The sequence below is a fragment of the Streptomyces paludis genome, from assembly GCF_003344965.1.
In the GTDB taxonomy this organism is placed as follows: domain Bacteria; phylum Actinomycetota; class Actinomycetes; order Streptomycetales; family Streptomycetaceae; genus Streptomyces; species Streptomyces paludis.
This window is the reverse complement of sequence record NZ_CP031194.1, coordinates 824,143-836,066: the sequence shown is the minus strand read 5'-3', so window position 1 is coordinate 836,066 and position 11,924 is coordinate 824,143. Positions and strand designations below refer to the sequence as shown.

Here is an 11,924-nt window from a genome sequence, read left to right as displayed (position 1 = left end):
CCCCGCCCCCACCCCCCACCTCTCACACCTTCCACGACGGCGCGCCGCGCCGGGTCCCGCCGAGCGCTGGGCCGACACATCCTCAGGAAAGGCACTTTTCGTGCGTAATGCTGCCAAGATCACCACAGCCGTTCTCGCCGCCGGGGCCCTGACCTTCGGCCTCACCGCCTGCGGCTCGGACAAGGATTCCGGCTCCGCCTCCGACAGCAGCGGCCCGCTCATCGTCGCCGCGAGCCCCACCCCGCACGCCGAGATCCTGAACTTCGTCAAGAAGAACCTGGCGGAGAAGGCCGGACTCGATCTGGAGGTCAAGGAGTTCAGCGACTACGTCCTCCCGAACACCGCCACCGAGGACGGCTCCGTCGGCGCCAACTACTTCCAGAACCAGCCGTACCTCGACGACTTCAACAAGAAGAACGGCACCCACATCGTGCCCGTCGTCACGGTCCACCTGGAGCCGCTCGGCCTCTACTCCAGCAAGATCAAGAGTGTGGACGAGCTGAAGAGCGGCGCCACCATCGCCGTCCCGAACGACACGGTCAACGAGGCCCGCGCGCTCAAGCTCCTCGCCGCCAACGGGATCATCACCCTCAAGGACGGCGCGGGCAACGACGCGACCATCAAGGACATCGCGAAGAACGACAAGAACCTCAAGTTCAAGGAGCTGGAGGCGGCCCAGACCCCGCGCTCCCTGGACGACGTGGACGCCGCGGTGATCAACGGCAACTACGCCATCTCCGCCGACCTCAAGCCCGCCGAGGACGCCCTCGTCCTGGAGTCCCCGAAGGACAACCCCTACGGCAACTTCCTGGCCGTCAAGGAGGGCAACGAGAAGGACCCGCGCGTCGAGAAGCTCGCCAAGCTCCTCACCTCGCCCGAGGTCAAGAAGTTCATCGAGGACAAGTACGACGGCTCCGTCATCCCGTCCTTCTGACCCACCCCGCCGACTCCGGAGAAAGGCCCACCATGCGCAGCAAGTCCGTCATCCCGGCGGCAGCCGCCGCCCTGGCCCTCGGCCTCGGCCTGACCGCCTGCGGTTCGGACTCCGGCTCCGGAGCGGGCGGCGGTGACAGCGACACCCTCGTCGTCGGTGCCACCGCCGTGCCGGCCGGCGAGGTCCTCTCGTACATCAAGAAGGACCTCGCCGAGAAGGCGGGACTCAAGCTGGAGATCAAGGAGTTCACGGACTACGTCCTGCCGAACACCGCGCTCCAGGAGGGCTCGCTCGACGCGAACCTCTACCAGAACGAGCCCTTCCTCGACGAGTTCAACAGCTCCAAGGGCACCGACCTGGTGCCGGTCGTCCAGGCGTATCTGCCGCCCATGGGCCTGTACTCGAAGAAGATCACCGACATCGCCCGGCTCGCGGACGGGGCCACCGTCGCCGTACCCAACGAGACCACCAACGAGGGCCGGGCCCTCAAACTCCTCGCCGCCAAGGGCCTCATCACGCTCAAGGACGGCGCGGGCACGACCGCGTCCCCCGCGGACATCACGGCCAACCCCAAGAAGCTGAAGTTCAAGGAGCTGGAACCCGCCCAGCTGCCGCGCTCCCTCGACGACGTGGACGCCGCCGTCATCAACAACAACTACGCGCAGGACGCCGGACTCAGCCCCGCCAAGGACGCCATCCTGGTGGAGTCCCCGAAGAACAACCCCTACGCGAACGTCCTCGCCGTCAAGAAGGGGAACGAGAACGACCCGCGCGTCGCGAAACTCGTGAAGCTCCTCACCTCGCCCGAGGTCAAGAAGTTCATCCAGGACACCTACAAGGGCTCGGTCCTGCCGGTCACTTCGGGCTGACCCGCACAGGCTGACCACCTTTGTCACCGTACGGGGTCCGCGCCCTCACCCGGTGCGGACCCCGTGGCACGTCCGGCTCACGCGTACTGCCATGCTGGGCAGTTCAGCAGGCCCGAAGGAACTGCGCGGGCCCGAACGATCCCGAGGTTACGGAGCGGCGCATGGCTGGCACCTTCCCCAACATCTCCATCAGTACGGAGCGGTTGGTGCTGCGCCCCTTCGAAGCGGCGGACATCCCGGCGCACATCGAGATGATGAACGACGAGATGGTCACCGCCTGGACCCCCGTGCCCCACCCGTACACCCAGCGGCACGCCGAGGCATGGGTCGACACCATCGCCCCCGCCGAACGGCTCAGCGGCCACGGCATCGCCTGGGCCGTCACCGAGTTCCTCACCCAGCGCCTCGTCGGCGTCGTCCGGCTGCGCAACACCAACTGGCACGCGCTCGCCACCGAGGCCGCCTACGTCACCGCCCCCTGGGCCCGCGGCGAGGGCTACGCCACCGAATCCGCGCTCGCCGTCGCCCAATGGCTCTTCCGCGACCAGAAGTTCGAACGCATCGAAGTGCGCACCGCCGCCGACAACACCGCCTCCCAGCAGGTCGCCCAGAAGATCGGCTGCATCAGCGAGGGCGTCCTGCGCAACGCCTGGATAGCGCGCACCCAGACCGAGGACGGCGGCTGGACCGACATCCGCACCGACCTGATCGTCTGGAGCCTGCTGCCCGAGGACCTCGAAGGCATCGCCGAACAGATGGCCGACGCCGGCGGCTACGCCTCCTTCACCGACTGGAACTGACCCGCACTTTCCTGGACGGACACGCCCGAAGTCCCGTCCGCGGGGAAGCGCCGAGGGACGGACGCCGTTACGTCGGACTTACCCGTCCGTCGCCGGGTACTCTCACCAGCGACGACCCGCCCGCGACTCCAGGAGACCGACAACCATGGCCGACCGCGTCACGGTGATCGGCTGGGACGGCTCGCCCCTCGGCGCCGCCGCCAGGTCCGCCCTCGCGGCAGCCACCCTGGTGGCCGGGGCCGGACACCACCTCGCCCTGGCCGACGTACCCGCCGACGCGGAGCGCGTACGCCTCGGCTCGATCGGCCTCGCCGCCCGCCGGATCGCCGGCCACCGCGGCAGCGCCGTCGTCCTCGCCGACGGCGACCCCGGCTTCTTCGGCGTCGTACGGACCCTGCGCGCCCCTGAACACGGCCTGGAGGTCGAAGTCGTCCCCGCGGTCTCCTCCGTGGCCAGCGCCTTCGCCCGGGCCGGCATGGCCTGGGACGACGCCCAGGTCGTCGTCGCCCACCGCCGTACGCTCCGCCGTGTCGTCAACGTGTGCCGCGCGCACACCAAGGTCGCCGTCCTCACCTCCCCGGGCGCCGGCCCCGCCGAACTCGCGCTGCTCCTCGACGGGATCCACCGCACCTTCGTCATCTGCCAGGAGCTGGGCACCGAGCGCGAGAAGGTCGCCGTCCTCACCTCCGACAAGGTCGCCGACCACGTCTGGCGCGACCCCAACGTGGTCATCGTCATCGGCGGCGTCGGTACGGTCGTCTCCCCGACCGGTGGCTGGATCGCGGGCCACGACCCCGGCTACCCGCCGGCCGCGCGCGGCTGGGCCCTGCCCACCGAGGAGTACGGCATCGCCCTCGACGAGGGCGAGTCCACCTGGCTGCGCGCCGCCCAGCTCGCCCGGATCGGCGCCAGGACCGGCGACCTGATCTGGGACATCGGCTCCGGCAGCGGCGCGCTCGCCGCCGAGGCCGCCCGCTTCGGCGCGGCCGTCATCGCCGTCGACGAGGAACCGGGCGCCTGCGCCAGCACCGCCGCCGCGGCCCGCCGCGCCGGGGTCCAGCTCCAGGTGGTCCAGGGCCGGGCGCCGCACGTACTGGAGCGGCTGCCCGAGCCGGATGTCGTACGGATCGGCGGCGGCGGCATCGACGTCGTCATCGCCTGCGCCGACCGCCGGCCCGAACGCATCGTCACCCACGCGGCCACCAGGGACGAGGCGGAGGCCGTCGGACGAGCCCTCGCGGAGGGCGGTTACACCGTGGAGTGCGCCCTGCTCCAGTCCGTCGCGCTGGACACCGGCGCCTGGTCCGAACGCGAGCGCTCCGTGGTCTTCCTGGTCTCCGGCCAACGACCGGACAGCGGCCCCTGACCCCGCCGCCGGGCCGCGCGAGGTAGGCTGGCCCGTCGTTGTACCGCAGCCGGGCGTTCGTCGCTTCGTTCGTCAATGTCCGGAAAAGGGGCCCGTTTTGGCCGCTGATGTGATACAGCGGTAACCGGGGGGACGCGCGACGTGGCGCGGCCCACAGCAGGCCGTCATGCGTGCCGCGCGGCGCCCACGCTCGTTGTTGATGACGGGCGCCGGAAGCGTCGCGGATCGGGCGCCCCGGTTGAAGGGCCGAAGGAGCACAACCACATGGGCGAGGGGTACGCATGACTGACACCGGCCAGGTCCCGGGCGAGGGACTGCCGGAGAACGCAGGCATGGTGGAGCAGCCGGGCATCCCGGCCGCCGGCGCGTACACCTACCTCGACCCCTCCGAGCCCACGACCGAGCACGAGGACATCCTGCTGATGCCGAGCGCGCAGGGCGGCTGGAACGACCCCCAGGTCGTCCCCGCCGAGGCACCCGCCTACGCCGCGCCGGCCGGCTACGGAACCCCGGACGGATACGCGCCGGCTCCGGCGGCCTACGCGCCCCCCGAGGCGTACGCGGTCCCCGAACAGCCCGCGGCGGAAGTAATAGAACAGCCGGCGGAACAGGCGCCGGAGATGTACGAGGCGCCGCAGGCGTTCCAGGCCCAGCCCGAGTACGCGGCCCAGCCCGAGCCCGCCCCCGTGGCGCCGCCCGAGCCCGTACCGGCCCCGGAGGCCGTGCCCGCGCCGGAGCCCGTGGCGGCCCCGGAGCCCGTCGCGGAGCAGCAGCAGGACGCGCACGAGGCCGGCGGCCGGGACACCGGCTCGGTGGACCTCACCGGCGTCCGAATCCCGCCCCCGGCACCGGCACCGGTGGCCCCGCAGACACCGGCCCCGGCCCGCAGGCCGCTGCACCTCGGCCCGCCGCTGCCCGACCCGACGGGCGGCGTGGTGCGCTCGCTGGCCGACCGCGGCCCGGCGGACGCCCCGACCCAGGCGGTACGGGTGGCACCCCCGGCGGCCCCCGAACCCGAGCCCGAGCCGGAGCCCGTACCCGAGCCGGTACAGGAAACCCCGGCCGAAGCGCCCGCCCCGGAGCCCGAGCCCGCCCCGACGCCGGAGCCGGAAGCCGCCCCCGAGCCGGAAGCCGTGCTCGTACCGGAAGCCGCACCCGAGGAGCCGACCCCGGCGGAGGAGCCGGCCCCCGTACAGGAGACCCCGGCCCCCGAGCCCGAGCCGGAACCGGAACCGACCCCGGAACCCGAGCCGACCCCCGCCCCGGCGCCCGAGGCCGAGTCCGCGCCGGAGCCGGAACCCGCCCCTGAGCCCGCGCAGGAGCCCGCCCCCGAGCCCGAGCAGCCCGCGGCCGTGGCAGAACCGGCCCCTGAGCCCGCCCCAGAGCCCGAGCCCGTACCCGAACCGGCCCCCGAGCCCGAGCCCGAGCCCGCGCAGGAAGCCGCGCCCGCGCCCGAGCCGGAGCAGCCCGCCACTCCGGAACCCGCTCCCGAGCCCGTACAGCAACTCGCCGCCCCCGCGGACCCCGAGCCCGTAGCCGAGGAGCAGCCGGAAGCGGAAGCACAGCCTGCGGCCGAGCCCGAAGCCGAGCCCGAGACTGAACCCCAGCCCGAGGCGGAGGCGGAGGCGGAAGCCCCCGCACCCCGCCCGGCCGCCGCGCCCGGCTACGACGACGCCGACCGCGAGGCGGTCCTGCGGGTGATGCGCGAGCGCCGGGACATCCGGAACGGCTTCCGCCCCGACCCGATCCCGCACGAGGTGCTGCTGCGCGTCCTGGAGGCCGCGCACACCGCCCCCAGCGTGGGCCACTCGCAGCCCTGGGACTTCGTCGTCATCCGGTCCGCCGAGACCCGGCGGTCCATGCACGAACTGGCGCAGCGGCAGCGCGAGGCGTACGCCAAGTCGCTGCCCAAGGGGCGGGCCAAGCAGTTCAAGGAACTGAAGATCGAGGCGATCGTCGACACGCCGGTGAACATCGTCGTGACCGCCGACCCGACCCGCGGCGGCCGGCACACCCTCGGCCGGCACACCCAGCCGCAGATGGCCCCGTACTCCTCCGCGCTCGCCGTCGAGAACCTCTGGCTCGCGGCCCGCGCCGAAGGACTCGGCGTCGGCTGGGTCAGCTTCTTCGACGAGCGCGAGATGGTCCGCGCCCTCGGACTGCCCGAACACCTCGACGTCGTGGCGTACCTGTGCATCGGCTACGTCGACGAATTCCCCGAGGACCCCGAGCTGGTGCAGGCCGGCTGGTCCAAGCGGCGCCCGCTGTCCTGGGTTGTCCACGAGGAGACGTACGGCCGCCGTGCCCTGCCCGGCGAGGACCCGCACGACCTGCTCAACGAGACGGTCGCCGGGATCCGCCCGCTGGACGCCAAGGCGCTGGGGGAGGCGTGGGAGCGGCAGAAGCGCATGACGAAACCCGCCGGCGCGCTCGGCATGCTGGAAATCATCTCCGCACAGCTCAGCGGCCTCTCCCGGACCTGCCCGCCGCCCATCCCGGAGCCCGCGGCCGTCGCGATCTTCGCCGGCGACCACGGTGTGCACGCCCAGGGCGTCACCCCGTGGCCCCAGGAGGTCACGGCCCAGATGGTCGCCAACTTCCTCGGCGGCGGCGCGGTGTGCAACGCCTTCGCGAACCAGGTGGGCGCGGAGGTCTGCGTCGTCGACGTCGGCGTCGCGGGCGACCTCCCGGCCACGTCCGGCCTGCTGCCGCGCAAGGTCCGCGCCGGCACCGCCGACTTCACGACGGGCCCCGCGCTGACCCGCGAGGAGGTCCTCGCCGCGATCGAGGTCGGCATCGAGACCGCCCGCGACCTGGTGACCGCCGGCAACAAGGCGCTCCTCACCGGTGAGATGGGCATCGCCAACACCACCGTGTCCGCCGCGCTGATCTGCGTCTACACCGGCCAGGACCCGGCGGAGGTCACCGGCCGGGGGACCGGCATCAACGACGAGATGCACGCGCGCAAGGTCGACGTCGTCCGCCGCGGCCTCGACCTCCACCAGCCGGACCCGGCCGACCCCATCGGCGTCCTCGCCGCGCTCGGCGGCCTGGAGCACGCCGCGCTGGTCGGCTTCCTCCTCGGCGGCGCGTCCATGCGTACGCCGGTCCTGCTGGACGGCGTGAGCGCGGGCGCGGCGGCCCTGGTCGCCCGGGCGATCGCCCCCGAGGCCCTTGCCGCCTGCATCGCGGGCCACCGCAGCGCCGAACCCGGCCACGTGGCAGCCCTCAACAAACTCGGCCTCCGCCCCCTGGTCGACCTGGACCTCCGCCTGGGCGAGGGCACGGGCGCGCTGCTGGCACTCCCGGTCATCCAGAGCGCGGCCCGCGCAATGCACGAGGTGGCGACGTTCGACTCGGCAGGCGTCACAGAGAAATAACCTCCGGTCGGGGCCGTGGGGTTTGTCTTTGGGCGGGGCCCGGTGCACACGTGCGGGTTGTCGCCGGGTGCCCCTCCGGTGGCACGCGCCCGGACTGCACGGGGCCGCCTTCCGGCGAGGGGCCGTGGTTCGGACGTCTTGGGCGGGGCTCGGCGGGGAATCTGCGGGTTGTTGCCGGGGTCCCCTCCGGTGGCACATGCCCGGACTGCACGATTTACGCCGCGTGCGGGCCGGACCGTACCCGCGGGTTTCGCTCAGCGGCACAAATCGCGCTTTACGTCCGGACACGCACCCCCTGCGGTGCCCCCTTCACGACCCGCACAGACCCCTCGGGCCGAGCCCGGGACGTCTGGGCGCCCGCCCCCACCGGCGGGAGGGGGCCGGGGTCGCAGGAGGTGACGTCCCCGGATGTAGAGCGTGATTTGTGCCGCTGTACGGTCCGCAGCCGAAGAACCGGCCCGCACGCGGCGTAAATCATGCATCCGGGGATGCGCCTCCGGAGTGCCCCGGCCCCCGGCACCAGACGTGCCGGCCCGGACCCCGTACAACCACAAACCACGGCCCCGTAGCCGGGAGGCGACCCCGCCCCGGCCCCCGGCACGAAACGACCGGCCGCACCCCGGTACCACCGCACCCACGGCCCCAGCCGGGAGGCGCAAGACGCGACCCCCCACCGTAAAGTGACCCCAACAGACCCGCCCCCAAGGAGCCCCCGCCGACATGGCCGAGCACGTCCAGACCGCGCCCACGCGTGACCCGCACCCCGCCTACCCCGTAGGACTCCGTCTGGCCGGGCGGCGCGTCGTTGTCGTCGGCGGGGGTCAGGTCGCGCAGCGCAGGCTTCCGGCGCTCATCGCGGCCGGCGCCGACATCGTGCTGGTGTCGCCGTCCGCGAAGCCCTCCGTCGAGGCCATGGCGACGGCCGGCGAGATCCGCTGGGAGCGGCGGCGTTACGAGGAGGGCGACCTCGACGGCGCGTGGTACGTGCTCGTCGCGTCCAGCGACCCCGACGCGAACCGCACCGCCTCCGCCGAGGCCGAGCGCGCGAGGGTCTGGTGCGTACGGAGTGACGACGCGGAGGCCGCGACGGCGTGGACCCCGGCGACGGGCCGCAGCGACGGTGTGACCGTCGCCGTGCTCACCGGCCGCGACCCGCGCCGCTCCGCCGCGGTGCGGGACGCCGTCGTGGAGGGCCTGCGGGACGGCACGCTCGCGGCACCGCGCCACCGCGCCCCCACTCCCACCAACACCCGCACCGGCGCCGGGGAGGCCCCCGAGAACCCCCAGCCCCCCACGGTCGCCCTCGTCGGCGGAGGCCCCGGCGACCCGGATCTGATCACGGTCCGCGGCCGCAGGCTCCTCGCCCAGGCGGATGTGGTCATCGCGGACCGTCTCGGCCCGCGCGATCTGCTCGATGAACTGCCGCCGCACGTCGAGGTGATCGACGCGGCGAAGATCCCGTACGGCCGGGCGATGGCGCAGGAGGCGATCAATGAGGCGCTGATCGAGCATGCCAGGGCGGGCAAGGCCGTGGTCCGGCTCAAGGGCGGGGACCCGTTCGTGTTCGGCCGGGGTATGGAGGAGGCGCACGCGCTCGCGGCGGCGGGGATCGCGTGCACGGTCGTGCCGGGGATCTCCAGCTCGATCAGTGTGCCGGGCGCCGTGGGGATTCCGGTCACACACCGGGGGGTGGCGCACGAGTTCACCGTGGTCAGCGGCCATGTCGCGCCGGACGACGCCCGTTCGCTCGTGGACTGGGCGGCGCTCGCGCGGCTGCGCGGCACACTCGTCGTGCTGATGGGGGTCGACAAGATCGGCCCGATCGCGCGGGCGCTGGTCGAGCACGGCAAGGCGCCCGGGACGCCGGTCGCGCTGATCCAGGAGGGGACGACGGCGGCGCAGCGCCGTGTGGACGCCACGCTCGCGACGGTCGCGGAGGTGGTACGGGCGGAGGGGGTACGGCCGCCGGCGGTCATCGTGATCGGCGAGGTGGTAGCGCTGGGAGACGGCGGCTGACACCGACGCCCACCCGAAAACGCCCCCCACCCCCACCCCACCAACCACCCCCGAGGCAGAGCAACCCGTGGCCGAACTCATCACCGTCGAGGACCCCGAGGACCCGCGGCTGCGCGACTACACCGGTCTGACCGATGTCGAGCTGCGCCGCCGCCGCGAACCCGCCGAGGGGCTGTTCATCGCCGAGGGGGAGAAGGTCATCCGCCGCGCGGCACAGGCGGGTTACACGATGCGGTCGATGCTGCTGTCGGCGAAGTGGATCGGTCCGCTGCGGGATGTCATCGACGCGGCGAGCGCGCCGGTCTTTGTAGTCGACCCGGAACTGGCGGAGCGTGTCACGGGCTATCACGTGCACCGCGGCGCCCTCGCCTCGATGGCGCGCAAGCCGCTGCCGGCGGTGGACGGGGTGCTGCGCCCGGCGCGGCGGGTCGCGGTGTTCGAGGACATCGTCGACCACGCCAACCTGGGCGCGGCCTTCAGGAACGCCGCCGCCCTGGGCGTCGACGCCGTCCTTCTCTCGCCGCGCTGTGCCGATCCGTTCTACCGGCGCTCCGTGAAGGTCTCGATGGGCGCGGTGTTCCAGGTGCCGTGGACCCGGCTGGAGTCCTGGCCCGGGGAGGTGGGCACGCTGCGCTCGGCGGGCTTCACGGTCGCCGCGCTCTGTCTGAGCGACCGGGCGATCACCCTGGACGAGCTGGCCGCGCGGGACGACGCCAGGCTCGCCCTGGTCTTCGGCACCGAGGGGGCCGGTCTCACCCCCGGGGTGCTCGCCGAGGCCGATGAGCATGTCCGTATCCCGATGGACGCCGGTGTCGACTCGCTCAATGTGGCGGCGGCGTCGGCCGTGGCCTTCTACGCGACGCGCCCACGGCCCACCCAGCTCCGCTGACCCGTCCGTCCTCCGCCCGTCCGCCCGACCGGACGGCGCGCGGCCCGTCAGAGCTGCTGCGCTGCCGCGATGCCCAGGGCGACGATGAGCGTCACCACGACGAAGACGATCAGCCGCTGCCGCAGCAGCCGGGGGTTCGCGGGACGCAGCTTGGACGAGGTCGTGCGCGCGCCCTGCTTGCGCGCGCCGCCGCCGGTACGGGACGTGTCGCGGGGGCGCGGCGGACGTGCGCCGGTGGTACGGGACGACGGCGCTCCGGCGCCCCGCGAGGAGCGGCCGGAGCGGGAGGCCGGGCCGCCCGCCGTACGGTTCCCCGGCGCCCGGTCGGGACCGGACTGCGACCCGCCGCCCGGACCCGGACCGGGACCCGGCCCCTGCCGCGGCCCGGAGGCCGACGCCGCCCGCTCCGCGTTGCGCTCCGTGTACCGCTCGGGGAGCCGGCCTGTGGGCAGTTCCTGGCCGCCGCGGTTCCGCTGCGTGGGCGGCCGGCTGTCGATGAGCCCCTGCACCTCGCGCGCGGCGATCTCCTTGAGCCGCATCGAGAGTTGGAGCGTGCTGGGACGTTCCTCCGGATCCTTGGCGAGGCAGGCGCGCACCAGCGGCGCCAGCGCGTCGGGCACCCCGTGCAGATGCGCCTCCTCGTGGACCACCCGGTAGAGCATGACCTCGGAACTGCCGTGCCCGAAGGGCGAGTCGGCGGTCGCCGCGTACGCCAGGGTGGCGCCCAGCGAGAACACGTCGGTGGCGGGCGTGACGGCCGCTCCCCGTACCTGTTCGGGGGCGAGGAAGCCCGGCGACCCCACGGCTGTGCCGACATGCGTGAGCGTGCTCGCGCCGGTCGCCCAGGCGATACCGAAGTCGATGATGCGGGGGCCCTTGGGGGAGAGCAGGATGTTCGACGGCTTGAGATCGCGGTGGACGACCCCGGCCTCGTGCACGGCCACCAGCCCCTCGGAGAGCGCCGCGCCGACCGAGGCGACCTCGGCGGCGGAGAGCGGGCCCTCCTCGTTGACCTTGTCGTGCAGCGACGGGCCCGGTACGTACTGGGTGGCGAACCAGGGCCGCTCGGCGTCGAGATCGGCGGCCACCAGCCGGGCCGTGCAGCCGCCCCTGATCCGCCGCGCCGCCGAGACCTCGCGGGCGAACCGCGACCGGAACTCCTGGTCCTCGGCGAGATCCGGCCGGATCACCTTCAGCGCGACCCGCTGGCCACGCCGGTCCGAGCCCAGATAGACGACGCCCATCCCGCCCGCGCCCAGCCGCCGGTGGAGCTTGAACGAACCGACGACACGCGGGTCCTCCCGCCGGAGCCGCATCATCGCCATGTCCATCCCCGCTGCCCGGTCGTCCGTATGACGTGGCACAGCTTACGTACCCGGGCCCCGGCGCGCTCAGAGGCCGCGCCCTCGCGCAGCGACCGATTGTCCGTGCGGGGCACAAACTTGAGGAGCGGTCAGGAGACCGGCGGCCGCTGCGCACCCCGGCTCGGGCAAGATCTCAAAGCTCCCGCACAGAAAGGGTGTTGGATCCTCAGGGGTAACCCCGAGACGAGGTCCGGGACCGGCGGGGCCGGGTGGCGCCGGCCCGGCCCGGCGGCGGTCCCGGCGGTCCGTCCGAGGCCCCCGCGCCGCTTCGGAAAAGGGGCGGAAGTGAGAGAAGTCACCGCGAAG

8 protein-coding genes are annotated in these 11,924 nt (G+C 73.4%); 7 read left to right on the top strand and 1 reads right to left on the bottom strand.

The window, feature by feature from the left end; genetic code table 11:
- Positions 1–100 precede the first annotated feature (100 nt).
- The 7 genes from DVK44_RS03605 to DVK44_RS03575 all read left to right on the top strand — a co-directional run bounded on the left by DVK44_RS03605 (position 101) and on the right by DVK44_RS03575 (position 10,254).
- Positions 101–934, top strand: coding sequence for a MetQ/NlpA family ABC transporter substrate-binding protein (locus DVK44_RS03605; protein WP_114658293.1), 834 nt, complete (start codon positions 101–103; stop codon positions 932–934).
- 32 nt (positions 935–966) lie between these two features.
- Positions 967–1,803: a MetQ/NlpA family ABC transporter substrate-binding protein gene (locus tag DVK44_RS03600; protein WP_114658292.1), complete on the top strand. Its 837-nt coding sequence runs from the start codon at positions 967–969 to the stop codon at positions 1,801–1,803.
- A gap of 161 nt (positions 1,804–1,964) precedes the next feature.
- Positions 1,965–2,603, top strand: coding sequence for a GNAT family N-acetyltransferase (locus tag DVK44_RS03595; protein ID WP_114658291.1), 639 nt, complete (start codon positions 1,965–1,967; stop codon positions 2,601–2,603).
- 145 nt (positions 2,604–2,748) lie between these two features.
- Complete coding sequence (cbiE, locus tag DVK44_RS03590; protein WP_114658290.1) at positions 2,749–3,969, top strand: precorrin-6y C5,15-methyltransferase (decarboxylating) subunit CbiE; 1,221 nt, start codon at positions 2,749–2,751, stop codon at positions 3,967–3,969.
- 281 nt (positions 3,970–4,250) lie between these two features.
- Complete coding sequence (gene cobT, locus DVK44_RS03585) at positions 4,251–7,349, top strand: nicotinate-nucleotide--dimethylbenzimidazole phosphoribosyltransferase (protein ID WP_114658289.1); 3,099 nt, start codon at positions 4,251–4,253, stop codon at positions 7,347–7,349.
- A 720-nt stretch (positions 7,350–8,069) separates the two neighbouring features.
- Complete coding sequence (cobA, locus tag DVK44_RS03580) at positions 8,070–9,365, top strand: uroporphyrinogen-III C-methyltransferase (RefSeq protein WP_114658288.1); 1,296 nt, start codon at positions 8,070–8,072, stop codon at positions 9,363–9,365.
- A gap of 67 nt (positions 9,366–9,432) precedes the next feature.
- Positions 9,433–10,254 (top strand): TrmH family RNA methyltransferase, encoded by an 822-nt coding sequence (locus DVK44_RS03575; protein ID WP_114658287.1) that lies wholly within the window; start codon positions 9,433–9,435, stop codon positions 10,252–10,254.
- Positions 10,255–10,301: 47 nt separating this feature from the next.
- Here DVK44_RS03575 and DVK44_RS03570 read toward each other — a convergent pair whose 3' ends face one another.
- Entirely contained in the window at positions 10,302–11,585 is a 1,284-nt protein-coding gene (locus DVK44_RS03570) for a serine/threonine-protein kinase (protein WP_181957607.1), read from the bottom strand.
- Positions 11,586–11,924 lie beyond the last annotated feature (339 nt).

Bases quoted from the DNA above. Each gene is read 5' to 3' on its own strand.
- DVK44_RS03600 (WP_114658292.1), top strand. From the start codon at position 967: ATGCGCAGCAAGTCCGTCATCCCGGCGGCAGCCGCCGCCCTGGCCCTC.
- DVK44_RS03595 (WP_114658291.1), top strand. From the start codon at position 1,965: ATGGCTGGCACCTTCCCCAACATCTCCATCAGTACGGAGCGGTTGGTG.
- cbiE (WP_114658290.1), top strand. From the start codon at position 2,749: ATGGCCGACCGCGTCACGGTGATCGGCTGGGACGGCTCGCCCCTCGGC.
- cobT (WP_114658289.1), top strand. From the start codon at position 4,251: ATGACTGACACCGGCCAGGTCCCGGGCGAGGGACTGCCGGAGAACGCA.
- cobA (WP_114658288.1), top strand. From the start codon at position 8,070: ATGGCCGAGCACGTCCAGACCGCGCCCACGCGTGACCCGCACCCCGCC.
- DVK44_RS03570 (WP_181957607.1), bottom strand. From the start codon at position 11,585: ATGGACATGGCGATGATGCGGCTCCGGCGGGAGGACCCGCGTGTCGTC.